Annotated in this window: 25 protein-coding genes and 1 pseudogene; 10 read left to right on the forward strand and 16 right to left on the reverse strand. The window is 69.7% G+C overall.

The window, feature by feature from the left end; genetic code table 11:
• Positions 1 to 7 precede the first annotated feature (7 nt).
• The gene (locus BW733_RS09630) at positions 8 to 604 is read right to left on the reverse strand and encodes an HAD-IA family hydrolase (protein WP_077350024.1); all 597 of its coding nucleotides are present in this window, start codon (positions 602 to 604) and stop codon (positions 8 to 10) included.
• Between the two features lie 225 nt (positions 605 to 829).
• Here BW733_RS09630 and BW733_RS09635 point away from each other — a divergent pair, with 225 nt between their 5' ends.
• The gene (locus BW733_RS09635) at positions 830 to 2,269 is read left to right on the forward strand and encodes a purine-cytosine permease family protein (protein ID WP_077350026.1); all 1,440 of its coding nucleotides are present in this window, start codon (positions 830 to 832) and stop codon (positions 2,267 to 2,269) included.
• Between the two features lie 7 nt (positions 2,270 to 2,276).
• Entirely contained in the window at positions 2,277 to 2,624 is a 348-nt protein-coding gene (locus tag BW733_RS09640) for a YnfA family protein (protein WP_077350028.1), read from the forward strand.
• A 19-nt stretch (positions 2,625 to 2,643) separates the two neighbouring features.
• Here the strand turns inward: BW733_RS09640 and BW733_RS09645 are convergent, their stop codons facing one another.
• The 10 genes from BW733_RS09645 to dnaB all read right to left on the reverse strand — a co-directional run bounded on the left by BW733_RS09645 (position 2,644) and on the right by dnaB (position 9,528).
• Positions 2,644 to 3,297, reverse strand: a complete 654-nt coding sequence (locus BW733_RS09645) for an HAD-IA family hydrolase (RefSeq protein ID WP_077350030.1) — start codon at positions 3,295 to 3,297, stop codon at positions 2,644 to 2,646.
• Between the two features lie 70 nt (positions 3,298 to 3,367).
• Positions 3,368 to 3,718: a VOC family protein gene (locus BW733_RS09650; protein ID WP_077350032.1), complete on the reverse strand. Its 351-nt coding sequence runs from the start codon at positions 3,716 to 3,718 to the stop codon at positions 3,368 to 3,370.
• 35 nt (positions 3,719 to 3,753) lie between these two features.
• Entirely contained in the window at positions 3,754 to 4,923 is a 1,170-nt protein-coding gene (locus tag BW733_RS09655; RefSeq protein WP_077350034.1) for an FAD-dependent monooxygenase, read from the reverse strand.
• Positions 4,920 to 5,444 carry a TetR/AcrR family transcriptional regulator gene (locus BW733_RS09660; RefSeq protein ID WP_077350036.1) on the reverse strand — a complete coding sequence of 175 codons (525 nt, stop codon included), beginning with the start codon at positions 5,442 to 5,444 and terminating at the stop codon, positions 4,920 to 4,922. The genes BW733_RS09655 and BW733_RS09660 overlap by 4 nt, the downstream gene beginning before the upstream one ends.
• 38 nt (positions 5,445 to 5,482) lie before the next feature.
• Entirely contained in the window at positions 5,483 to 6,352 is an 870-nt protein-coding gene (locus tag BW733_RS09665) for an iron-sulfur binding domain-containing protein (RefSeq protein ID WP_202970165.1), read from the reverse strand.
• Positions 6,349 to 6,867 (reverse strand): DUF6553 family protein, encoded by a 519-nt coding sequence (locus BW733_RS09670; protein ID WP_077350038.1) that lies wholly within the window; start codon positions 6,865 to 6,867, stop codon positions 6,349 to 6,351. The genes BW733_RS09665 and BW733_RS09670 overlap by 4 nt, the downstream gene beginning before the upstream one ends.
• A gap of 9 nt (positions 6,868 to 6,876) precedes the next feature.
• The gene (locus BW733_RS20115; RefSeq protein ID WP_202970166.1) at positions 6,877 to 7,203 is read right to left on the reverse strand and encodes an anthrone oxygenase family protein; all 327 of its coding nucleotides are present in this window, start codon (positions 7,201 to 7,203) and stop codon (positions 6,877 to 6,879) included.
• A 21-nt stretch (positions 7,204 to 7,224) separates the two neighbouring features.
• The gene (locus BW733_RS18985; RefSeq protein WP_202970167.1) at positions 7,225 to 7,371 is read right to left on the reverse strand and encodes a hypothetical protein; all 147 of its coding nucleotides are present in this window, start codon (positions 7,369 to 7,371) and stop codon (positions 7,225 to 7,227) included.
• A 62-nt stretch (positions 7,372 to 7,433) separates the two neighbouring features.
• Entirely contained in the window at positions 7,434 to 8,093 is a 660-nt protein-coding gene (locus BW733_RS09680; protein ID WP_077350040.1) for a hypothetical protein, read from the reverse strand.
• Between the two features lie 76 nt (positions 8,094 to 8,169).
• The gene (gene dnaB, locus BW733_RS09685) at positions 8,170 to 9,528 is read right to left on the reverse strand and encodes a replicative DNA helicase (RefSeq protein WP_077350042.1); all 1,359 of its coding nucleotides are present in this window, start codon (positions 9,526 to 9,528) and stop codon (positions 8,170 to 8,172) included.
• A gap of 590 nt (positions 9,529 to 10,118) precedes the next feature.
• Between dnaB and BW733_RS09690 the strand changes: the two genes are divergently transcribed.
• The 5 genes from BW733_RS09690 to BW733_RS09710 all read left to right on the forward strand — a co-directional run bounded on the left by BW733_RS09690 (position 10,119) and on the right by BW733_RS09710 (position 13,984).
• Positions 10,119 to 10,433: a metal-sensitive transcriptional regulator gene (locus tag BW733_RS09690; protein WP_077350043.1), complete on the forward strand. Its 315-nt coding sequence runs from the start codon at positions 10,119 to 10,121 to the stop codon at positions 10,431 to 10,433.
• A gap of 9 nt (positions 10,434 to 10,442) precedes the next feature.
• Positions 10,443 to 10,652: a heavy-metal-associated domain-containing protein gene (locus BW733_RS09695; protein WP_202970168.1), complete on the forward strand. Its 210-nt coding sequence runs from the start codon at positions 10,443 to 10,445 to the stop codon at positions 10,650 to 10,652.
• 170 nt (positions 10,653 to 10,822) lie between these two features.
• On the forward strand, positions 10,823 to 12,007 hold the full coding sequence (locus BW733_RS09700; RefSeq protein WP_077350045.1) for a septal ring lytic transglycosylase RlpA family protein: 1,185 nt from the start codon (positions 10,823 to 10,825) through the stop codon (positions 12,005 to 12,007).
• A gap of 196 nt (positions 12,008 to 12,203) precedes the next feature.
• Positions 12,204 to 13,592 carry a class II fumarate hydratase gene (gene fumC, locus BW733_RS09705; protein WP_077350047.1) on the forward strand — a complete coding sequence of 463 codons (1,389 nt, stop codon included), beginning with the start codon at positions 12,204 to 12,206 and terminating at the stop codon, positions 13,590 to 13,592.
• A 50-nt stretch (positions 13,593 to 13,642) separates the two neighbouring features.
• Positions 13,643 to 13,984 (forward strand): hypothetical protein, encoded by a 342-nt coding sequence (locus BW733_RS09710; protein ID WP_077350049.1) that lies wholly within the window; start codon positions 13,643 to 13,645, stop codon positions 13,982 to 13,984.
• Here BW733_RS09710 and BW733_RS09715 read toward each other — a convergent pair.
• Positions 13,924 to 14,526: a glycoside hydrolase family 127 protein gene (locus BW733_RS09715; protein ID WP_077350051.1), complete on the reverse strand. Its 603-nt coding sequence runs from the start codon at positions 14,524 to 14,526 to the stop codon at positions 13,924 to 13,926. The two genes, BW733_RS09710 and BW733_RS09715, sit on opposite strands and share 61 nt — an antisense overlap.
• Before the next feature lie 2 nt (positions 14,527 to 14,528).
• On the opposite strand from BW733_RS09715, the gene BW733_RS09720 reads away from it, so the two are divergent.
• Positions 14,529 to 14,606, forward strand: a complete 78-nt coding sequence (locus tag BW733_RS09720; protein WP_077352874.1) for a hypothetical protein — start codon at positions 14,529 to 14,531, stop codon at positions 14,604 to 14,606.
• 43 nt (positions 14,607 to 14,649) lie between these two features.
• Positions 14,650 to 15,466: pseudogene (locus BW733_RS09725) on the forward strand (nucleotidyltransferase domain-containing protein).
• 12 nt (positions 15,467 to 15,478) lie between these two features.
• Here the strand turns inward: BW733_RS09725 and BW733_RS09730 are convergent.
• Entirely contained in the window at positions 15,479 to 16,762 is a 1,284-nt protein-coding gene (locus BW733_RS09730; protein WP_077350053.1) for a glycosyltransferase, read from the reverse strand.
• Between the two features lie 84 nt (positions 16,763 to 16,846).
• On the opposite strand from BW733_RS09730, the gene BW733_RS09735 reads away from it, so the two are divergent.
• Positions 16,847 to 17,914, forward strand: coding sequence for a glycerate kinase (locus BW733_RS09735; RefSeq protein WP_077350055.1), 1,068 nt, complete (start codon positions 16,847 to 16,849; stop codon positions 17,912 to 17,914).
• Positions 17,915 to 17,921: 7 nt separating this feature from the next.
• On the opposite strand, the gene cydC is transcribed toward BW733_RS09735, so the two are convergent.
• From cydC to cydB, 3 genes are all read right to left on the reverse strand, one after another.
• Entirely contained in the window at positions 17,922 to 19,484 is a 1,563-nt protein-coding gene (gene cydC, locus BW733_RS09740; protein ID WP_077350057.1) for a thiol reductant ABC exporter subunit CydC, read from the reverse strand.
• Entirely contained in the window at positions 19,481 to 21,091 is a 1,611-nt protein-coding gene (gene cydD / locus BW733_RS09745; RefSeq protein ID WP_077350059.1) for a thiol reductant ABC exporter subunit CydD, read from the reverse strand. The genes cydC and cydD overlap by 4 nt, the downstream gene beginning before the upstream one ends.
• A gap of 101 nt (positions 21,092 to 21,192) precedes the next feature.
• Entirely contained in the window at positions 21,193 to 22,269 is a 1,077-nt protein-coding gene (gene cydB / locus BW733_RS09750) for a cytochrome d ubiquinol oxidase subunit II (RefSeq protein WP_077350061.1), read from the reverse strand.
• Between the last annotated feature and the right edge of the window lie 9 nt (positions 22,270 to 22,278).

The following is a 22,278-nucleotide window of genomic DNA, read 5'->3' on the forward strand; positions in this document are numbered from 1 at the left end:
CCTCGGCTCAGAGGACGCCGAGGCCGACCAGCCAGATCCGGGTGTCGGCGTCGCTGGTCCAGACGTGTCCCTGCCAGCCTGTCTCGACGGCGGCATCGACGTTGGCCTGCTTGTCGTCGACGAAAGCGATCTCGCGGCCCTCATGGCCGAGTTTCCGCTCGACGTGGCGGTAGAGGGCCGGGTCGGGCTTGGAGAGGCCGATGGTCGCCGACACGAACAGGTGGTCGACATCGGAGCGCCAAGGGGCCTTGTCTGCCGCGACCTGCATGGCGCGCGGCGAGTTCGACAGGACAGCGACGGTGACCCCCGCGCCACGCACCTCGCGCAGCAGTTGGCGCGCCGTGGCCCGCAGTTCGCTCCAGCAGTTCGCGTCGAGCTCCGCGAGGTCGGCGATCAGCCCGGGATCGGACTCCACGCCGACCGCCTCGAGCAGCGGTCCCCAGTACTGCTCGTCCGGGACGCCCGCATCGTAGTCGACGCGCCCCTCCCAGTAGTGGGTCTCGAGCCTCTCCCGGGTCGTCCCGATGCGCTTGGCCAGCTCCGGGAGCAGCGACGGGGGAGAGGCGAGGACGTCGCCCAGGTCGAACACGACGGCGTGGATCATGGATCGATCCTAGCCGCGGCACACGCGCGCCGTCCCGGTTCGCGACGGCTCCGGGTCACGGTGGGCACGCGTGGCTCGTCCGCTGAGGCAGGCGCGTGGGCCGCGGCGGCCGGGGTCTCCGGTTCCCCGGTCGCGTCGGCCCACCGTCGGACGCGACGGAACGGTGCGCATTGCAGGACGTGGGGCCGTGGGGGGTCTAGGTTTATGGCCCAGAAAGGAGCCGACATGTCTGAACCCATCCGGCCCGAGGCAAGCGCCACCTCCATCGAGGTCAACGGCATCAACGTCATCGCCGAGGACGAGCGCAAGGGCGAGCCCCGTGACCTGTTCATGCCGTGGTTCGCGGCCAACATCTCGATCCTCGCGATCCCCTACGGCGTCTGGCTCCTCGGCTTCGGGATCTCGTTCTGGCAGGCGACGATCGCCGGCGTGCTCGGCGTCATCGCGTCGTTCCTGCTCGTCGGCTTCTCGTCACTTGCCGGAAAGGTCGGCTCCGCCCCCACCATGATCCTGTCCCGCGCCGCCTTCGGCGTGCGGGGCAACGCGCTGCCCTCGGTGATCGGCTACCTGATCCTCGTCGGCTGGGAGATCGTGCTCGTCACGCTGGCGACGCTTGCCACCAACACCGTCCTCGGCCGTCTCGGCTGGTCGACGGGCAACGTGTCGATGATCATCTCCTTCCTGATCATCGCCGCCATCATCATGGCCGCCGGAATCCTCGGCTTCGACGCCATCATGAAGGTGCAGACCTGGATCACCTGGGCCACCGCCGTGCTGACGGTCGTCTACATCGCCCTGACCGTTTCGCACATCAACCTCGCGAACGTGATGGCGATCCCGGCAGGCAGCTTCCAGGCGGTACTCGGCGCCCTCGTCCTCGCCATGACCGGCTTCGGCCTCTCCTGGGCGAACTCGGCCTCCGACTACTCCCGCTACCTTCCCCGCACGTCGTCGAGCTCCGGGGTGGTCGCCTGGACCACGTTCGGTGCATCGGTCGCACCCATCGTGCTCGTCATCTACGGCCTCCTGCTCGCAGGCTCCGACGAGAAGCTGAGCGAGGCGGTCAACCTCGACCCGATCGGCGCCCTCACCGCGATCCTGCCCCTGTGGTTCCTGATCCCGTTCGTCATCGTCGCAATCCTCGGCCTGGTCGGTGGCGCCGTGCTCGACATCTACTCCTCCGGCCTGACGCTGCTCGCCCTCGGGCTGCCGGTCAAGCGCTGGCAGGCCGCAGCCCTCGACGGGGTGCTGATGGTCATCGGCACGATCTACATCGTGTGGTTCGCGCAGAACTTCATCGGCCCCTTCCAGGCCTTCCTGATCACGCTCGGCGTGCCCCTGGCCGTCTGGGTCGGCATCTTCCTCGCGGACCTGATGCTGCGCCGTCAGGGCTACCACGACGAGGCGCTGTTCGACGCGAAGGGACCGTACGGCTCGGTGAACTGGACGTCGGTCATCCTCATGGTCGTCGGCTCGGTCATCGGCTGGGGCCTCGTCACCAACACCATGGCGAGCTTCACCCAGTGGCAGGGCTACCTGCTCGGCCCGCTCGGCGGCAAGGAGGGCCCGTGGGCGTACTCGAACCTCGGCGTCCTCGTCGCCATCCTGATCGGCTTCTTCGGCTACTGGGCCCTGTGCGGCAGGCGGGTCCGCCAGCAGCCGTGAGGACCCGGTGCTGACGCTGCGCTCCGTCGCTCTCTTCATCGCCGCCGCGGTGTGCGAGATCGGCGGGGCCTGGCTCATCTGGCAGGGCATCCGCGAGCACCGCGGGTGGGCCTGGATCGGTGGCGGTGTCGTCGCGCTCGGCATCTACGGCGTCGTCGCGACCCTGCAACCCGATGCCAACTTCGGCCGCATCCTCGCAGCGTACGGCGGCGTGTTCATCGTCGGCTCACTGCTCTGGGGCATGGCGCTCGACGGCTTCCGGCCCGACCGCTGGGACGTGATCGGCGCGCTGGTGTGCCTGGTCGGGGTCGCGATCATCATGTACGCCCCGCGCGCGGCGGTCGACGCAGGCTGAGGGCTGACCGCCCGCCGGGTCAGGCGGGGTCGGGGACCTCAACGACGAGGCCCGAGTCGGTGGCTGTGACGCTGACCGTGGACAGGTCGTCCACGACGGCGTGCGCTTCAGTGATCGCGGAGGCGGGATGCGACGTCGCGACGCCGAGCACCGGCCCGCCAGCCGCCAGGCCAGCACCGATGTCGGGCGGCGCGTCCTCCACCACGAGGCACCGCTGCGGCGCGAAGCCCAACTGCTGCGCAGCGAGGCGGTAGCCCTGCGGGTCAGGTTTCCCGTTGGACACGTCCTCGCTGGTGACCATCACCTCGGGGATGGGCAGCCCGGCAGTGCGAAGCCTCGCCTGCATGAGCGACCGGTTGCCGGAGGTGACCACCGCCCACCGGTGGGCAGGCAGCGAGGCAAGCAGGTCGGCCGTAGCTGGCAGGGCGGTGATCCCGTCGAGGTCCAGCGTCTCCAGGTCATCCAGGAAGCGGACGGCGTCGGCGCGGCCCACCTCGGGCAGGAACATCGCGATGGTGTCCTTGCTGCGACGACCGTGGCTCACGCTGAGCAGCTCGTCGATGTCGACGGCGTGGGCGTCGGCCCACACGCTCCAGGTCCGTTCGACGGCGGCGGTCGAGTCGACCAGCGTGCCGTCGATGTCGAACAGGATGGCATCAACCTCGAACCGCATCCGGCATGCTAGTCGGGCCTGGCGGGGGTGGGCCGGTCCAGGGGTGAGATCGCAGCGCCGGGCGCAATGATCAGTGGGTGGGCGACACGCAGAACTGGTTGCCATCGGGGTCGGCGAGCACCGTCCAGGCGAACCCGTCCATCTCGTGCCTGTCCACCTTCGTGGCGCCCGCGGCGAGGAGGCGCTCCACCTCCGCGTCGGGGTCGTCGGCTCCCAGGTCGAGGTGCACCCGGTTCTTGCCGGGGGTCGGGTCCTCGACCTTCTGGAACGCGAGGTTCGGCTGCGCGTCCCCGGGCGCGACGATGACGAACCAGCCGTCGTTGTCCTCGACGATCTGGCCACCCGTCGCCTGCGCCCACCAGGCGCCGATGGCCATCGGGTCGCGCGTGTCGAACGTCACCATTCCGAGTTTCAAAGTCATGGCCCCAGCCTACGGCTAGGCACCGACGGTATGGCTCAGGCTGGGACCTTCGTGGTACCGGAGTGGGTCGGCGCGCCACCGGAGAGCCTCCCGACGAACTTGGAGACGATCGGCAGCCCGGCCGCCCTGAGGCCGAGCCGCCGCAGCCGCAGCCCCAGTTCCGAGCTGGGGATGAAGGTCGACGCGGAACGTCGCGCGCTCCTCTGCACCTGCTCGACCTTTCCGCGCCAGGTCGACTCGTAGGCCGCGAGCCCGTCGTCGAGACCCGTTGCCGAGTCGAGCGCATCGCCGAGCGCGACCGCCCCGGCGATCGCGAGGGAAGCGCCCTGCCCCGCGAGGAGCGAGACGGCGTGGGCGGCATCGCCCATCAACAGCGTTCCTCCGAGGCGCCAGCGCGGCACGACCGACTGGGCCACCCGGTCGATGTAGGGGGTCTCGACCTCCGCCTCGGCCACCGCGCTGGCGAGCGGGCCGTTGCGGCGCGCGATCCCCGCGATCCAGGCTGCAGGGTCCTCGGGCAGCCCCCGCGCGGAGCGTTCCACGGCGAAGCCGGCGACCCAGTCGTCGTCGACCGCGTACATCCCGAACTGCTCGCCCTTCACGTCCGAGAGGAACACATCCCCGCCCAACCGGCCGCCGATGCCCGGCGCGTGGAAGTGGCCACCACCGACCCGGTAGCCGAGATCCAGCACGAACTCGTTGGCCGGACCGAACAGGAGACTGCGGAGCCCTGACGAGAGCCCGTCGCAGCCGAGCACGAGGTCGGCCTCGATCCCCGTGCCGTCGGTGAGCGTGGCCTCCACCCCTGACCGGCGTCGGGTCAGCTCCGCGACCGAGACCCCGAAGCGCTGGTCGATCCTCGCGGGCAGGCCCGCACGCAGGGACAGTTCCACGTCCTCCCGCAGAATCGAGGTGAACCGTCCGCGGGCCGCAGCGCGGACCAGGTCGAGGCCGATCCTCGCGGTGACCCGTCCCGATGCGTCGCGGGTCACCAGTCGCCGGTAGTCGTGGCCGCGCCGTCGGATCTCGTCGATCACCCCCAGGCGCGCCGCCGCTTCCCAGCCGGGGCCGAAGAAGTCGATCATGTAGCCGCCCGTGCGTGGGGCCGTCGCGGCCTCCACGATGGTGACGTCCCAGCCGCGCTCGTCGAGCACGCGGGCGCAGGCGAGGCCGGAGATGCCGGCCCCTTGGATGAGTGCCTTCATGGTGTTCCTCCCAGGATCTCGAGTAGTGCAGCCGTCGCCTCGGCGACGGGGAAGTCGGGGTCGAGGCTGGCGTGGAGGCCGATGCCGTCCATGCCCGCGGTCAGCGCGGCCGCCTTGGCTGCCGCCGTGTCCGGATGGACGCCCTCCCGGCGCAGCACGTCGGCGACCGAGTCACGCAGGGCAGCCATGAAGCCCCTTGTCGCACGGGCCGCGGACTCGTCATGCATCGCCGACATGGTCATCTCGCTGAGCAGCCGTGCCCAGTTCGGCCCGGTGTCCATAGAGATGGCGGACTGGAGGTCGCGCCGGGCGATGGCCTCGGTCAGCGCGACGCGAAGCGGCTCGAGGCCGCGCATCGCCGCATCGATGCGCAGGTCCTGTTGGGAGGCGAAGTGGTAGTGCACGACGCCGGGCCGAACCCCCGCCCGGTCCGCGACGGCGCGGGTGCTCGCCTGCGCCCAGCCCTTCTCGAGGATCACGTCCAGCGCGGCGTCGAGCAGCTTCTCCGAGGTCGTTGCCATACCCAACCGTACCCCGTTTTGGACAGTCGTCCAAAGTCTCAGGGTAGGCGGAGCCCTTCCGGCGTCTGCCGGGCGAGCCCGTCGGTGACCAGGCCCGATGCCGCGCGAAGCAGCTGGGCCTCATCGGGCCAGGCGATGTCTGTGAGGGGGACGGCGGCCTCGGTGGCGCGGAGCGCGGCCATGATCCGACCCCGGCACTGCCGGTCCGTTCCCTCCCACGCCTGGGCGACCCGTGCGGGGCCCTCCCAGGCGGGTCGGCCCGCTGCGAGCCACGCGCAGCCCTCCGACACGGGACAGTCCCCGCACCGTGGGGAGCGCGCCGTGCACACGACGGCGCCCAACTCCATCGCGGAGGCCGACCACAGCGCGGCATCGGCGTCGCGATCAGGGACGAAGGCGAGTGCCTCGCGGCGCTCGTCCGCCGTCTCGTGTGCCGCCGGATGCTCCACGCCGCGGTGGTACCGCGCAAGCACCCGGCGGATGTTCACGTCGAGGACGAGCGAGCGTCGCCCGAACGCGAAGGCCAGCACTGCGGCGGCCGTGTAACGACCGATCCCGGGCAGCGCGAGCAGCGCCGCCTCGTCCTCGGGGACCACCCCGCCGTGACGCTCGACGATGGCGGTCGCGCTCTGACGCAGGCGCAGCGCCCGTCGTGGATAGCCGAGCCTGCCCCACGCCCGCAGCACCTCGTCCACCGGGGCTGCCGCCAGGTCGCCCGGGGTCGGCCAGCGCGTCATCCACTCGCGCCATGGCGCCTCGACCCGCGAGGCGGGCGTCTGCTGCAGCATGATCTCGCTGACCAGGACACCCCAGGGGGTCGTGTCCGCCGCGCGCCACGGCAGGGGTCTTGCCTCGGCTGCGAACCACGCTCCGAGCCCCGCGTGCAGTGCCGTGTGGTCTCCGGTCACGCCATCGGATCGAGAAGATGCCCGACGGCGTCGGCTGCGGAGGCGCGCTTCGTGAGCGCCCCGCGCAGCGCCGGCGCCCCGTCGGGAAGCGCCTCGAGGTAGCCCTCGACCCACAGCCGGGGCAGCTGTCGCGCCGTGTCGGTCTCGAGGTTGGAATCGACGATCACCGACAGCGCGGAGGCGGCTTCGTTGGCGATCTTTCCGCGCAGTTCCTCGGGTGAGAGGCGCTTGAGGCCGAACATCGTCGAGGAGTAGGCCGGGTCGGTCAGGGTGGTGTCGAAGTAGAGCCTCGCCGCGTCGCGCAGGGCCTCGAAGTAGGCCTCAGGGCCTGCCTCCGCGAGGGCGGGCGCGGTATCGGCGACGAACGCGTCGATCGTGCGGCGGGCCCTCCGGGCGTCGGAGAGCCGCCCGTAGCCGCGCCCCTCGATCACGAGGGAGAGCCAGAAGCCGAGGAAGTGGTCGGCCTTTGCCGCCTTCGTCCCGTAGCGCGCGCGATCCAGTTCGGGAGAACTCATGCCCGAAACCTATAACACCCGGCAAGCGCCGGGAGCGCGGCCCGGCGATCGGTTCATCCGCCGCTGGACAGTGAGGCGGCGAGGCAGGCCCCCCGCAGCTGACAGGGCCGCCCGGAGAAGGTTCGCCCTGCCCCAACGTCTCGCGAACCGAGGCCAGCCTCCATCCCCGACGGCGCGGGCGAGGACGTTGTTGAGTGGCACCTTGACCGTCACCGTCACGACGAAGCTGGCAAGCGCCAGGCCGGCGCCGACCAGGGCCAACGGGGAGCGGCCGGTCGCCACCTGGGCGACCAGCACGGCAGCGGCCGCGGCGGCCCCGCCGAAGAGGAGCGCCATGAAGGGCGGCCGGAGTGCCTGCTAGTTGACGGCCCGCATGGCGTCGGTGGCCGTCGTGTGGTCGCCACGGTCAAGGGCGGGGAGCACCATCGTGGTGAAGGCGAGGTACACACCGGAGGTGAGGCCCGCGGCCGTTGCCGCCGCGATGGTCAGAGCTGAGATGAGCACGCGTCTCCTTCGGGTGGTGGCTGCCGACTGCCCGGGCTTACGGCACGATGAAATGTCGGGGATCAGGCGGACTCGTCGAGCTCCATCCCGAGCCTGGTGAGCTCAGTCATCGCGGCCTCGTAGGCCCCGCGGTCGCGGGCCGTCACCCAGGCCCAGGCGCCGCCGTCGACCTCGACGAGGGCGTCGGGGAGGGAGGCGAACCAGGTGGGGTCGGCCGGCCAGGTGATCCGCAGTGACAGCACGTCGAACTCAGCGCGCAGCCGGTCGACCGCCTCGTACGGGACCTGGCCGTTGGCCCGCGGCAGGTCGGCACCGGAGAACTTCACCGCGAGCAGGACCCACCCGACGGCGAACTCGGAGACGCTTGAGAACTCGCGCACCCACCGTCCGGAGTCGGGGTCGCGCAGGTCGACCGGCGGGTCGTCGGCGGCGATCTCGCTGAGGGGGACTGCCCACTCAGTGACGCCCTGCGCCTCGCGCGCGATGACGAGGTGGGTGTCCTCGGGCCGCCAGGCATCGGGCGCAAGGACGGTGTCCTGAACGCCCCACACGTCGTGTCGCGCGGCCCTGGCCGCCAGGGCGGCGAGCGCGGGGGAGAGCGGCCCCAGGCGTCGCGCCGCATCGCTCAGATCGGGTTCGGCAGCCTGCTCGCCAGGCGGGAACCAGCGGCGCACCAGCGAGTCCACATAGTCCCAGCGCCACGCGGTATCGGCCGGGATCATCGACGGCTCCTTCGAAAGCGGCGGCTTCGGTCCAGCCACTCTACGTCGGTTCCGGGAAGGTGCGCGCTCGTCAGACCTAGATGGGCGCGTTGGTGAAACGGCTGTAGTGGCCCTGGAACAGGGCGTCGATCTTGCCCGTCTCGCCGTTGCGGTGCTTCGGGATGTGGAAGGTGGCGAGGCCGCGCTCGTCGTCGGTCGGGTTCTGCGAGTACATCTCCGGGCGGTGCAGCATGATCACCATGTCGGCGTCCTGCTCGAGCGAACCCGATTCTCGCAGATCGGAGAGCTGGGGGACGCCGTCTTTGCGCTGCTCCGTGTTACGGGAGAGCTGGGACAGCGCGATCACGGGGATCTCGAGCTCCTTGGCGATCAGCTTGATCTGGCGGGAGAACTCGGAGACCTCGAGCTGGCGCGACTCGACCTTCTTGCCGGAGCTCATCAGCTGGATGTAGTCGATGGCGAGCAGCTGCAGGTCGTTGCGCTGCTTCAGGCGGCGGGCCTTCGCGCGGATCTCCATCATGGTCAGGTTGGGTGAGTCGTCGATGAAGAAGTTCTTCTCGGCGAGGATCGCCGCCTTGTCTGTGATGCGCTGCCAGTCGGACTCGTCCATCTTCGCGCCACCGCCGCGGATGCGGTTCAGCGGGATGGACGCCTCGGCGCTGAGCACCTTCATCACGATCTCCGTCCGGCTCATCTCGAGCGAGAAGAACGCGGCGGTGAGGTTGTGGTGGATGGCCGCGCTGCGGCAGATGTCGAGCGCGAAGGTCGACTTGCCGACGCCGGGGCGGGCGGCGACGATGATCATCTGCCCGCCGTGGAAGCCGTTGGTGATCCGGTCGAGCTCCGTGAACCCGGTGGGAACGCCCGAGATCCCGTCACCGGAGTTCTGGATCGACTCGATCTCGTCGAAGGTGGGCTCGATCAGCTCGCGCAGCGACTTGTAGTCCTCCGAGGCCTTCTTCTCGGTGACCTCGAAGAGCGTCTGCTGGGCCTCGTCGACGATCTTGTCGACCTCGCCCTGGCCCTGGTAGCCGAGCTGCGCGATGCGGATCGACGCGTTGACCAGGCGCCGCAGGACCGCCTTGTCCCGCACGATCTCGGCGTAGTAGGGGGCGTTGGCAGCGATGGAGACGCTGGAGAGGAGGTCGTGCAGGTAGACGGCGCCGCCGACCTTCGACAGTTGGCCGGACTTGCCCAGTTCGCCGGCGACCGTGATCGGATCGGCCGGCTCGCCTCGGCCGTAGAGGTTGATGATGGCGTCGAAGATGGTCTCGTGGTTCGGCCGGTAGAAGTCGACGCCGCGCAGCACCTCGACCACATCGGAGATGGCGTCCTTCGACATCATCATGGCGCCGAGCACACTCTGCTCGGCCGCGAGATCCTGGGGCGGGGTGCGGTCCAGCTCACGGTCGTCGTAGACGGGAGCCTGGGTCATGGCACCTCCTGCGCGGATTCTTCAGGGCAGGACTCAGGTTAGGACACCGTCCAGACAGTTTCGAACCAGCGTTCCCGGCTGCCTGTTCGCAACCCTGTGGGCGGGCTGTGGACAGCTGTGCACAAGTGGCAACCGGGCCGTACTGGAGGTGTGGACGACGGCGTGCGCTGAGCGTGAAACCAGCGTCACCAAATTGTTATAAACCCCGACTCGGGAGATTTGTCCACAAATCGCCGTCGCGCCCTCGCCTGCGCGGCCGAGGCGACCCCTCGCTGTGTGGCCGAACGGCGGACGGGGTCCGAGGGGCGCGCCTTGAATCGGCATTCACAAGGGGCGATGCGGTGATGCGAGACGGCTGGACGTGTCGACCGGCCATCTGCTATGGGCGATGTTCCCACGCGTTCGGGCGCGTCGCCGTCGCGGGTTATCCACAGGCCATGTGGGTTGTGTGTGGACAAAACCGGGAGGACCGTGCCGTGAGGTGCCCGTAGGGCTGCCGCGACGCCCGTGGCGACCGCGCCCGGGGCGGCGGAAACGTTGTTGTGGCGCTTACCCCAGGGGGGTATCATGGACCCATCGAAGGAGGGTCCATGTCAGAGAGCGTCGAGCAGCAGTCCTGTCACGTCGAGTACGGATACGCGCCCGAGAAGGCGAGCTATCTGCGGCGCCTGAAGCTCATCGAGGGGCAGACGCGCGGCATCGCGCGCATGGTGGAGAACGACCAGTACTGCATCGACATCCTGACCCAGGTCGCGGCCGTGACGAGCGCGCTGAAGGCGGTCTCGCTCGGGCTGCTGGAGGACCATCTTGAGCACTGCGTCGCCGATGCCGCCCGTCAGGGTGGCCCGGAGGCCGATGCGAAACTCGAAGAGGCAATGCAGGCCATCAAGCGCCTTGTGAAGTAGGAGGAACCCGTGATCAGCAACTACACCGTCACCGGCATGACCTGTGGCAACTGCGTCAACCACGTGACCGAGGAGGTCAAGGAGGTGGAGGGCGTCAAGAACGTCAGCGTCAGCCTGGAGGGTGGCGCCATGGCGATCGAGTCCGACGAGCGCATCCCGTTCGACTCCATCGTCGAGGCCGTGCGCGAGGCCGGCGAGTACACGGTCGTCGAGGCCTGAGCCATCGCCGCCGGAGCCCCTGCCGCTCGCGGCAGGGGCTCTTGTCATGCCCGCCACGGCGCACTTCCTGAGAATCTTCAGGATTCGTTTGGGAATCCCTCAGGAAAGGCTTAGGATTAGCGCGTCCGGCACCCCGGGCCATCCCTCAGATCTTCTGGAGAACACCCCCGATGGCAAAGGTCCTCATTCCCGCAATCGCTGGTGGCGTCGCGCTCGCCGTCGTCGGTGGCGTCGCCGCGGCGACGGCCCTGCACAAGAACGACGTGCAGGTCTCGGTCGACGGCGAAGTCTCGACGATCGCGGTGCGCGAGCGCACGGTCGCCGAGGTGCTCGAGCTTGAGGGCATCGAGCTCGGCGCCCACGACGTGGTGCTGCCGGCCGCCGACACCGAGATCACCGACGGTCTCAACATCTCCGTCGCCTACGGCCGCCCCCTGCAGCTCACCGTCGACGGCGAGGAGCGCACGGTGTGGACCACCGCCCGCAACGTGGGCGACGCCCTTGAGCAGCTCCGTCTCGACGAGACCGACTCGAAGCTGTCGGCCACCCGCTCCGCCGGCATCGGGCGCGAAGGTCTCGACCTGGAGATCGCCACGGCGAAGGACGTCACCCTCACGGCCGCAGGCAAGGCGACCCCGGTCAGGCTCGCGGGCACCGTCCAGGACGTGCTCGACAAGCAGGGCATCAAGCCCGACGCGGACGACAAGCTCACCCCGGCCGCCGACATCGTGCTGACCGACGGGCTGAAGATCGCCTTCGTCAAGGTCGACGTGAAGACCTCCACCAAGGCAAAGGAACTTCCGTTCGAGAAGAAGGAAGTCAAGTCCGAAAAGCTCGAGAAGGGCAAGGAGAAGGTCACCACCGAGGGCGTCAAGGGCAAGGCGACCGAGACCTACACCGACGTCTACAACGACGACAAGCTGGTCAGCTCCACCCTGAAGTCGACGGTCGTCGACACCGAGCCGGTCGACGAGGTGACGACGGTCGGCACGAAGGTGGTCGTCGAGGAGAAGCCCGAGGCGACCGATGAGCCGTCCACGAGTGGCTCGTCCAACGAGAATCTGACGCCCGCCGTCGGTTCCTCCTGCAAGGCGTCCTACTACTGGCAGGGCCAGATGACGGCCAACGGTGAGCAGTTCAACACCAACGACCTGACCGCAGCGCACAAGTCGCTCCCGTTCAACACGCGCGTGAAGGTGACCAACCCGAGCAACAACAAGTCGGTGATCGTGCGAATCAATGATCGAGGTCCGTACATTTCGGGGCGTTGCCTTGACCTCTCGCGCGCAGCGATGCAGGCTATTGGTGGAACCTCCGCGGGAGTGATCACGGTCAACTACCAGGTGGTCGGATAGTCACCGATATCGGTCCCGGGAAAATCGGGACCACCAGTATCTGGTAAAGTACCCAAAGTGGCCCTGAAATGGGCCCCCAAGAGCCGCCCGGCCCGCTGCCGCCCCCCAAGAGCAGCGGGCCGGGCCCTTTTTTATCCCCGCCACGGATGGCTGCCGAGGGCTCCCGCAGCAGCGCCGGAGCGGGTACCGTCGTGACATGGGCAATCGCATCGAAAAAGACTCCATGGGTGAGATCGAGGTCGCAGAGGACCAGTACTGGGGAGCGCAGACTGAGCGCAGCCTGCACAACTTCGACATCGGCCGCGACACCTTCGTCTGGGGGCGCGACATGATCCGCGCGCTCGGCGTGCTGAAGAAGGCGGCCGCACAGGCCAACGCCGAGCTGGGCGAGCTTCCCCGGGAGACGGCCGACCTGATCGTCCGCGCGGCCGATGAGGTGATCGAGGGCAGGCTCGACGACCACTTCCCGCTCGTGGTCTTCCAGACCGGATCCGGCACGCAGTCCAACATGAACTCCAACGAGGTCATCTCGAACCGGGCGATCGAGCTCGCAGGCGGGGTACTGGGCTCCAAGACGCCCGTCCACCCCAATGACGACGTGAACCGCGGCCAGTCCTCCAACGACACGTTCCCCACCGCGATGCACATCGCCGTGGTCAGCGAACTGAACTCCCGCCTCTACGACAGCGTCGCCCGACTGCGCGATGTGCTCGCGGAGAAGGCGGAGGCTTTCGACGATGTCGTCATGGTGGGGCGCACCCACCTCCAGGACGCGACACCGGTGCGCCTCGGACAGGTGATCGGCGGGTGGGTGGCCCAGCTCGACTTCGCGGTGGAGGGGATCAGGACGGCGGACGGGCGGGCACGTGATCTGGCGATCGGCGGCACCGCGGTCGGCACCGGCCTCAACGCCAATCCCGCCTTCGGAGCGCTCGCCGCGGAGAAGATCAGCCAGGAGACCGGGCTCGAGTTCCGCCAGGCAGACAACCTCTTCGCCGCGCTCAGCGCCCATGATTCGCTCGTCGAGGTGAGCGGGGCGCTCCGCGTCCTCGCCGGAGCGCTCATGAAGATCGCCAACGATGTGCGCTGGTACGCGAGCGGTCCGCGCAACGGCATCGGGGAGATCACCATCCCGGAGAACGAGCCGGGAAGCTCGATCATGCCGGGCAAGGTGAACCCCACCCAGTCGGAGGCGATGACCATGGTGGTGGCCCGGGTCTTCGGCAATGACGCGACGGTCGGCTTCGCCGGCTCCCAGGGCAACTTCCAGCTCAACGTCTTCAAGCCGGTGATGTCGCACGCCGTGCTCGAGTCGATCCGGCTCATCTCCGACGCCTGCGTCTCGTTCACCGACCATTGCGCGGTGGGCATCGAGCCGAACCTGGAGCGGATCAGGGAGAACCTCGACTCGAACCTGATGCAGGTCACCGCCCTCAACCCGCACATCGGCTACGACAACGCAGCCAAGATCGCCAAGCAGGCGCACAGGGAGGGCACCTCGCTGCGCGAGTCGGCCCTTGCCAACGGCGTCAGTGCCGAGGACTTCGATGCCTGGGTCGTTCCCCGGGACATGACCGGCCGCTGAGCCTGGGACCCCCGCCCCTCCGGCCCTCGAGCATCACCCAGAACAGCGATGTGCACGTCCCGGCCGTCGCGGGCGCCAACGACAACGCGGCGAACCAGAAGGTGCTCACCCCCGCGGAGGCCGCGGAGATCATCATCGCGAATGGGATCGAGAAAGGTGCCTACCGGGTGCTCGTCGGCAGGGACGCGCGGGTGATGGTGGTTCACCAGGCTCGTCCCCGAACGCGCCATGACCACCATCGCGGACAAGATGTCCGGCCTCCTGACAAGGGCGGGCTGACGAAGGCCGACGGCGGCACCAGATCGGTGGTGCTGCCGTCGAGGCGCGGCGGTCAGGACCCGGGCAGCCAGACCCGCATCGTCGAAGGGCCGCGGTTGGCCCAGGAGTGGTAGGGAATCAGCGGCACGTCGAAGGCCTCGCCCGTTGCGGCTCCGGCCTCACCTCCGTACGGCCACCCTGCGTCGGCGGCCGAGAGGCGTCGACCCCGCACGACGGCCCCGGCGCCGAGCGCTTCGACGCCCGCATCCGCGTCAACGACCAACTCGTTGACGCTCAGGTCTCCCGGCAGGTCCACCGACTCCGCGCAGAGCACGAATGGCCCCCGCTCGACGGCGATGGTGCCGCGCACTGCGTCGATCCGGCTGTCCGGGCGTGTTATGCGGGGCTCGAGCGGCAGCCGCAGCACCACCACGTCACCCGCGGACACGCCCTCGACCCGGTGCGCGCCCGGTGCGACAGGTGAGCCGTCCACGGTGGCGCCCTCGGCCCAGGCCGGGATGCGCAGGTCGAGCGCGAAGGGGACCTCTGCCTCGTCGATGCTCACCCTGACCTCCGGATCGTACGGATAGTCCGTCTCGACACGCAGCGAGATCCCGTCCAGGCGCATCGTAGAGGGCCCGTACTGGACGATCGCCACCCCGTCATCTTGCACCATGGATCGAGTACTACAACACTGAACGTCACCACAGCGCACTCGGAGGCAAGCCCCCGATCAGCCGGGTGCTACCAACCTGATGGCCGGGTACATCTAGGGTGGAAGTCGAGGGGGAGGTGATCCATGATCAGCAGCCTGACCGACGACTTCGACCCGGTCGTCGTCGACACCATCATCGCCCGTCTCGACGCCGTCGCCTCCGACGAGGGCGTCGCCATCCCCTGGGCGATCGAGTCGGGGAGCCGTGCCTGGGGGTTCCCCTCCGGACAGCGACTACGACTGCCGCTTCCTCTACGTGCGCCCCGCCTCCCAGTACCTGAGCCCCTGGCGCAGGCGCGACGTCATCGAGACCCCGCTCGACGAGGTCTTCGACGTCAACGGCTGGGACCTGATCAAGGGTGTCGAGCTCGCCGTGCGCGGAAACGTGACGGTCCTCGAGTGGCTCCGTTCGCCGCTGATCTACTTCGGCGATCCCGACTTCGCGGGCACCCTGCCCGCGCTCTGCGAGCGGGTCGCAGACCCGGCGGCAGTGCGCAACCACTATCTGCGGCTCGGCGCCCACGCGTGGGAGTCGTCGGGTGCCGCAGAGGGAGGCGAGGCGATCTCGAAGCGCGTCTTCTACGCGCTGCGCCCAGCCCTCGCGCTGCGGTGGATGCGGCTGCACGGCAGGCCGGTGCCGCCCATGCGGCTGGCCGACCTGATCGCCGAGGCTCCCGTGGATCAGGCCGTTGCGGAGGCGGTCGAGGTCATGGTCGCCGAGAAGGCCGTCACCCGCGAACTCGGGACCGCGCCGGTCCCCGAGCCGGTCCGGCGGATCATCCGTGAGGAGTTCGCCTCGGCCGAGGATTCCTCCTCGGCGACGGCCGATCGCCCCACGTCGCGCCAGCTGGCCGAGGACGTGTTCGCCCTTCTCGTGGAGCGCTTCGGCCCAACACGCTGACGGCCTGCGCGTTCAGCGCGGGATCAGCGCGCCCGCCGCGACCTCTGCGTAGATCTGCAGCATGGCCTGCGCCTGGGATTCGATCGTCCACTGCGACGCCAGCTGCACGGAGCGGCGCGACGCGTTGCGCGTCCAGTCCTCGTCGTCGAGCCGGTCGATCACGCGCAGCAGGCCCGCCGCAAGCGACGCGGCAGTCGGGCGGGTGATCTCGCCGTTGACCCCTGGCTCGATCACCAGCTGCAGTTCGTGGTCGACGGAGACGATTGGCAGCCCCGCGAGGGCGGCCTCGTGCAGCACGAGCGCCTGGGTGTCGGTCAGCGACGGGAAGGCGAACACGTCGGCCATGCCGTAGTACGCCCCGAGAGCGTCCCGCTTCTGCTCGCCCGGGAGGATGACCCGCCCGCCGTCGCGCCCGGCGGCCAGCACCTTGCGGATGTGCGAGTAGCGTTCCCAGTCGCCCACGACGCACAACCGGGCGCCGGGACGCTGCGCGTGCACGAGCGTGAAGGCGTCGGCGAGCAGCGGGATGCCCTTCTCCGGGGCGATCCGGCCGACGTAGAGCACGAGCGGTCCGTCCGGATGCTCGAACGGTGGGGGGCCGGGTGGCAGCGGATCGACGCCGTTCGGCACGACCCGGATGTTGGCGTTGGTCGAGATCAGGCGACACCGGTCGGCGGTCTTCGGTGAAGGGGTGGTGACGAGGTCGGCCGTCTCGAGCATCTTCTGGCACAGGCCGAGCAGCAGGGCGGTCGACCTGCCCCGGTCCTCGTAGCGGACCTCGGCGAGGCGCAGGTCGTGGGAGTCGAGCACCTCGCCCTTCGTCAGCCGGGCGAACGCCTTCACCACGCCGGTCAGGAGGGGAAGGACGGCGGAGTAGTGGTCGGCGTAGGCGTCGAAGTCGGTGTGCCAGGTCAGCAGCATGGGGATGTCGAGCCTGCGGGCGATCCAGGTGCCGAGGGCGCCGACAGTGCCGAAGCCGTGCACGTGGATCACGTCCGGCCGCAGGTCGGCGATCTTGTCCATCGTCTTGTCGAAGTGCCTGCCGCTCGCGACGCGGGTGGGCATCTTCGGCACCTTCACCGACGGCAGCCGGATCTCGGTGCGACCGGCCCTCCCGTGGTGCGGGTTCGGTCCCTTGGCCGCCGGGGCGACGACGATCACCTCGTCGCCTGCGTCGAGCAGGTTGCCCTCCAGCTGCTGGACGGCGTACATCAGGCCGTTGCTGCCAGGCCCGTAGTTGTCAGTGAACTGCGCCACCTTCAAGGGGCGCTGACCGCCGTGGGCTGCTTGGATCACCCCGTCACTCTATCGAATGAGTGTCCACCGCAGCAGAGCCGCCAACCCGTGGTGTGCGGGCCGTGGGCGCAGTAGCGTCTAGTCATGCGCGTGGTGATAGCCCCTGATTCGTTCAAAGGCACCGTGATGGCGGCTGCGGCCGCACAGGCCATCGCCACCGGGTGGCGGCGGGCGAGACCGGACGACGACCTGGTGCTCGCACCCATGGCGGACGGGGGTGAGGGCACCCTCGACGCGTTCGAGACGCTGACGGGGGCGATCCGCGTGCCGGTCGCCGTCGTCGACGCGCTCGGCGGCCCCCGCGTGGCCTCTTGGGTGCGCCTGCCGGACGGGACGGGGGTGGTCGAGCTCGCCGAGTGCTGCGGGCTGCTGACCATCGAGCACCTCGCGCCGAGGCAGGCGCACACCGTCGGCTTCGGGCTCGCGATCCGCGCGGCCCTCGAGGCGGGCGTGGAACGGCTGCTGCTCGGCATCGGCGGCAGCGCCTCCACCGACGGCGGGGCGGGGTTGCTCTCCGCGCTCGGGGTGGAACTGCTGGACGCGGGAGGGGCCCTTGTCGAGCGTCCCGGCAATGTGGAGCTGCCCGACATCGTCGCGCTCGGAGGCAGCCCGCTCCGCCCTCCCACGGGCGGCGCCACGATCCTCTGCGATGTGACCAACCCGCTCCTCGGGACCGATGGCGCGGCCGCCGTCTTCGGGCCGCAGAAGGGAGGCGCCTCGCTGGTGGACGAGTTGGACGCCAACCTCGCTAGCTGGGCGCGCCTGCTCGGCGCGGACGTCGACGCGCCGGGTTCGGGGGCGGCGGGCGGGGTCGGCTACGCGTTGCAGTGGTGGGGCGCGGAGACTGCCTCGGGTGCTCGGCGCGTGGCCGAGGCGATCGGTCTCGACCGCGCGATCGACGGCTGCGACCTCGTGGTGACAGGTGAGGGGAGCTTCGACGCGCAGAGCGGCTCAGGCAAGGCCGTCTCCGTCGTGCGCGACCTCGCGGGCGACCACAGGGTCGCGGTGATCGCAGGCAGGATCGAGGCCGACACCTCCGCGCTCGCCGCGGCTCGTTCGCTGTCCGAGCTGCACGGGGGCCGCGCGCTCGAGGAGACGGAGGTGGTCCTCGCCAAGGCGGCGCGGACGCTGGCCGAGGGCTGGCGGGACTAGCTCGGGCTCAGCGCGACAGGCGGTGCGTCCGGTCGCAGGCGGCGACCACGTCCGGGTCGTGGGTGATCACCAGCACCGGGTCGCCGTCGAAGGCCGCCCACACGTCGCGCATCAGCGCATCGGCGGTCTCCCGGTCAAGGTGCTCGGTGGGCTCATCGAGGATGATCAGGTCGTGCTCGCCGACGAGCAGCCGGGAGAGGGCGAGCCTGCGGCGCTCGCCTCCCGAGAGGGTGCCCCCGCCCTCTCCGATGCGCCGGTCGGGGTCGATCGGCAGGCCCGCGCGGGTGAGGGCAAGCGTGATCTGGTCTGGCGTGGCGTCCCGGTCCCCGATGCGCACGTTCTCGGCGACCGTCGTGGCGAAGATGTGCGCGTCCTGTTCCAGGTAGCCGACCCTGCCGCCGCGGACCACCTCACCGGAGATCGGCGGGATCAGGCCCATGGCGGTGGCCGCGATCGTCGTCTTGCCCACCCCGGAAGGGCCGACGAGCGCCACCCTGCTGCCCGGCGTGACGCTCAGGTCGACGCCGCTCTGCACCGGCCCCGAGGTGGGCCAGCCGACCGTCGCGTCGATCAGCGTGAGGCCCGGCTCGGCAGCGGTGCCCGGCGTGACGTCGCCGGTGCCTACCGGCGGCTCGTCGAGCAGCTCTGTGATCCGGTCGAGCGCTGAGCGGGCGCGGGTGTAGGTCTGCGCCGCCTGGGCGAAGGTGCTGAGCACCTCGTGCATGGCGAGCGGCGTGAGCGCGAGGACGGCGAGGAAGCGCGGGTCGAGCGCCCCGGAGGAGATGGCGGCCGTGCCGAAGATGAGCGCGGCGCCCACGGCGATCCCCGCCGCGAGGATCTGGACGCCGTTCGCGATCCCGCGCACCCAGGCGCCCCTTGACTCTTGTCTGCGCAGTTCGTCGTCGACGGCGAGCAGCCGGTCGAGTTCCTCCCCGTCGGCGTCGTAGGCCACCAGGTCGGTGGAGGTGAGCGCCAGCTCGCGGATCCCGTCGGCGAGCCGGCCACGCGTGGGGACGGACTCCTGGTCCGGCCGCAAGCTCATCCGCTGCGTCCACAACGGCGCGACGACGCCCGCGAGGACGGCGGTGACAAGCAGGGCGAGTGCGCTCGCAACGTTGAACACGGCGAGCATCACCGTTGTGCCGATCACGACCACCGCCGCGGAGGCGAAGGGGATCACGACGCGCACCACGACGTCCTGGATGGCGGTCACGTCGGAGACGACGCGGGTGAGCAGGTCGCCGCGCCGTCGGCCGATCAGCGTCGTGGCTGCCAGCTTGTCGTAGACGCGCACCCGGAGGGCCGCCTGCATCCGCAATGCCACGTCGTGGCCGACGATCCGCTCGACGTAGCGGAACGCTCCGCGCGCGATGCCGAAGGCGCGCACCCCGACCGCCGCCGGCTGCAGATACAGCACCGGAGGGGCGAGCGCGGCGAAGGAGATCAGCCAGGCGGAGACCCCCATCAGCGCCACGGAGGAGGCGGAGGCGAGGGCCGCGAGCAGGACGGCGCAGATCATGCGGCGTCGACCGTTGGGGACGGCCGCGATCAGGTCGGAGACGAGCCTCATGCCTGCACCACCTCGACCACGCGGTCGGCCGCCTCGAGCACCGCCGGGCGGTGCGAGACGATCAACGCCCCGGCTCCGGTGTCGCGCACCGCGTCGATCACCCGGGCCTCGGTCTCGGCGTCGAGGCCGGCTGTCGGCTCGTCGAGGATCAGGTAGCGGGCGCCTCCACGGCGGATCCGGACAAGGGCGCGGGCGAGCGCGACGCGGCGCAGTTCGCCTGCCGAGAGCCCCTCGCCGTCATCGCCTACCGGTTTGTCCCGGCCGAAGTCGGCACCGGCGTCGCGCAGGGCGGCCTCGACGTCCTCGGCCGTTGCGTCGGGGGAGCCGAGGGCGACGTTGTCGCCGACCGTTCCGTTGAGCAGCCCCGGCTCCTGCGCGACCCAGGCGAGCTCGCGCCGCCAGGAACGCAGGTCGACGTCGGCCAGCGGCTGGTCCCCGACCAGCACCGAGCCGGACGCCGGGGAGAGGAAGCCCATGGCCATGGCAAGTGCGGTCGACTTGCCGCCTCCGGAGGAACCGCTGAGCGCGACGACCTCACCCGGGTCGACCCGCAGCGACAGGTCCTCCACGGCGGGGGAGTCGCCCCCGGGATAGGTGTAGGAGACCCGGTCGAGGACCAGCGCCCCGGAAGGTGCGGGGAGGGTGCCGGTCGTCTCGGTCGCCTCGTCGATGATGGCGAACGCGGCGTCGGCGGCGGCCACACCGTCGGCCGAGTCGTGGAAGTGGACGCCGACCTGGCGCACAGGAAGGAAGGCCTCGGGGGCCAGTATCAGCACGAAGAGGGCGGTGGGGAAGTCGACGTCGCCGTAGACGAGGCGGAAGCCCACCGTCACCGCGACGATCGCCACCGAAAGCGTCGCGAGGAGCTCGAGCGCGAAGGACGAGAGGAACGAGACGTACAGCGTGCGCATGGTGGCCTCGCGGTACTGCTCCTCGCCGAGCTCGACTCCCTTCTTCTGTGCCCTCGCCCGAGCGAAAGCCTGCAGCGTCGGCAGGCCGGCGATCAGGTCGGCGAAGTGGTTGGCGAGCCGGTCCGCCACCGCGAAGCTCTTTCTCGTCGCCTTCTCTGTCGTCCAGCCGATCAGGGCCATGAACACGGGGATCAGGGGGAGGGTGAACACGATGATCAGGGCCGACTGCCAGTCGGCGAACAGGATGGCCGCGCCGACGATGAAGGGAACGGTCGCCGCGAGGCCGAGCTGGGGGAGGTACTTGGAGAAGTAGCCGTCGAGGGAGTCGAGGCCCTGGGTGAGGGTCCGCACGAGCGAGGCGGACGAGGCGCCGCCGACCGGGGTGGCCAGACGTGCCTTCAGCACGTCGCGGCGAAGCGTCGACTTCACCTCCGCCGCGCTGCGGTGGGCGAGCACCGAGCTGAGCCAGGCGAGGACGGCGCGCCCCGCGAACACAGCGAGCAGCGCGATCAGGGCGCCCTGCCAGCCGCGGGGGAAGGCCAGCTCGGCGAAGGCCCGGGTGATCCAGTCGGAGAGTAGCCGTGCCTGCAGAATCAGGAGCACTGCTGTCGCGACGCCGACGGCGACGCTGGCGATCAGGAACGTCCTGGTCGCCTTCGCGCGCCTGAGCAGCCTCGGGTGGATCGGTCCGGCCATTGCTTCAGTCTCCCACTTCGCGGAAGGGCTCCCGTCCCGGAGCCCGGGTGTGCGAAGGGCCCATCCCCGGTCCGGAGATGGGCCCTCGCGTCAGGTGTGGCTCAGTAGGCCGTCTCCACCTCGTCCGGGATGTTCTTGGTCGAGATCCTCTTGTGGAAGACCCAGTAGGACCAGGACTGGTAGGCGATCACGATCGGCACGAAGATCACGGCCGCCCAGGTCATGATGGTCAGCGTCGTCGGCGAGGACGCTGCGCTGATCATGTTGAGCCGCTCCGTGACGGCGATGCTCTCGTCCTGGGCGAAGCCCAGGTTGCCGTACATCTTGAGGAAGACGCCGGCGAACAGTGCGACGATCGAGACGCCGGTGCCGAGGAAGCCCCAGCCGTCGCGGCCCTTGTTCAGCGCGATCGCCGCGCCGAGGATGGCGAGGATCGAGACGATCCCGGCGATCCAGGCGAAGACGGTGAAGTCGCCGAACTCAGACTTCGCAGGCCAGAAAATGTTCTGGCAGATCACGAACAGCGCCACGAGTGCCGCGGCGAGCCAGGCGCCCTTCGCGCCGAGCGACTCTGCGTTGTCGTGGATGTGGCCCTTCGTCTTGAGCGCGATGAACGCCGCGCCGTGCACGAGGAAGAGCACGACGAGCATCACGCCGCCGAGCAGGGCGAACGGGCCGAACAGTCCGAAGAACGAGCCGTTGAAGTGCAGCCCGTCGTTCGCCAACCCGATGATGAAGTTCGCGAAGCCGACACCGAAGACCAGCGAGGGAAGGAACGAGCCGATCGTGGCGAACCAGTCGAGCATGGTGCGGTAGGCGGTGTCGGGGTGCTTCGAGCGGTACTCGAAGGCCACGCCGCGCAGGATGAGGCCCACGAGGACGAGCAGCAGGGGCACGTAGAGGCCGGAGAAGAGGCTGGCGTACCAGCCGGGGAAGGCGGCGAACATGGCGCCGCCGGCGGTCAGCAGCCACACCTCGTTGCCGTCCCAGACGGGGCCGATGGTGTTGACGATGACGCGCTTGTCCTTCTCGTTCTTGCCGAGCACGGGGATCAGCATGGCGACGCCGTAGTCGAAGCCCTCGAGGAAGAAGTAGCCGAGCCAGAGGACGGCGACGAGCAGGAACCAGACCCAGGTGAGGGTCGGGACTGCGACGGTGCTTTCAAGCAGGGTGAGCATGATCGGTTC

The organism is Tessaracoccus flavescens (genome assembly GCF_001998865.1).
Classification (GTDB): Bacteria; Actinomycetota; Actinomycetes; order Propionibacteriales; family Propionibacteriaceae; genus Arachnia; species Arachnia flavescens.

Coding starts and splice junctions, on each gene's coding strand:
- BW733_RS09630 (WP_077350024.1), bottom strand. CDS start 604: ATGATCCACGCCGTCGTGTTCGACCTGGGCGACGTCCTCGCCTCTCCC.
- BW733_RS09635 (WP_077350026.1), top strand. CDS start 830: ATGTCTGAACCCATCCGGCCCGAGGCAAGCGCCACCTCCATCGAGGTC.
- BW733_RS09645 (WP_077350030.1), bottom strand. CDS start 3,297: ATGCGGTTCGAGGTTGATGCCATCCTGTTCGACATCGACGGCACGCTG.
- BW733_RS09650 (WP_077350032.1), bottom strand. CDS start 3,718: ATGACTTTGAAACTCGGAATGGTGACGTTCGACACGCGCGACCCGATG.
- BW733_RS09655 (WP_077350034.1), bottom strand. CDS start 4,923: ATGAAGGCACTCATCCAAGGGGCCGGCATCTCCGGCCTCGCCTGCGCC.
- BW733_RS09660 (WP_077350036.1), bottom strand. CDS start 5,444: ATGGCAACGACCTCGGAGAAGCTGCTCGACGCCGCGCTGGACGTGATC.
- BW733_RS09670 (WP_077350038.1), bottom strand. CDS start 6,867: ATGAGTTCTCCCGAACTGGATCGCGCGCGCTACGGGACGAAGGCGGCA.
- BW733_RS20115 (WP_202970166.1), bottom strand. CDS start 7,203: ATGGCGCTCCTCTTCGGCGGGGCCGCCGCGGCCGCTGCCGTGCTGGTC.
- BW733_RS09680 (WP_077350040.1), bottom strand. CDS start 8,093: ATGATCCCGGCCGATACCGCGTGGCGCTGGGACTATGTGGACTCGCTG.
- dnaB (WP_077350042.1), bottom strand. CDS start 9,528: ATGACCCAGGCTCCCGTCTACGACGACCGTGAGCTGGACCGCACCCCG.
- BW733_RS09690 (WP_077350043.1), top strand. CDS start 10,119: ATGTCAGAGAGCGTCGAGCAGCAGTCCTGTCACGTCGAGTACGGATAC.
- BW733_RS09700 (WP_077350045.1), top strand. CDS start 10,823: ATGGCAAAGGTCCTCATTCCCGCAATCGCTGGTGGCGTCGCGCTCGCC.
- fumC (WP_077350047.1), top strand. CDS start 12,204: ATGGGCAATCGCATCGAAAAAGACTCCATGGGTGAGATCGAGGTCGCA.
- BW733_RS09715 (WP_077350051.1), bottom strand. CDS start 14,526: ATGGTGCAAGATGACGGGGTGGCGATCGTCCAGTACGGGCCCTCTACG.
- BW733_RS09735 (WP_077350055.1), top strand. CDS start 16,847: ATGCGCGTGGTGATAGCCCCTGATTCGTTCAAAGGCACCGTGATGGCG.
- cydC (WP_077350057.1), bottom strand. CDS start 19,484: ATGAGGCTCGTCTCCGACCTGATCGCGGCCGTCCCCAACGGTCGACGC.
- cydD (WP_077350059.1), bottom strand. CDS start 21,091: ATGGCCGGACCGATCCACCCGAGGCTGCTCAGGCGCGCGAAGGCGACC.
- cydB (WP_077350061.1), bottom strand. CDS start 22,269: ATGCTCACCCTGCTTGAAAGCACCGTCGCAGTCCCGACCCTCACCTGG.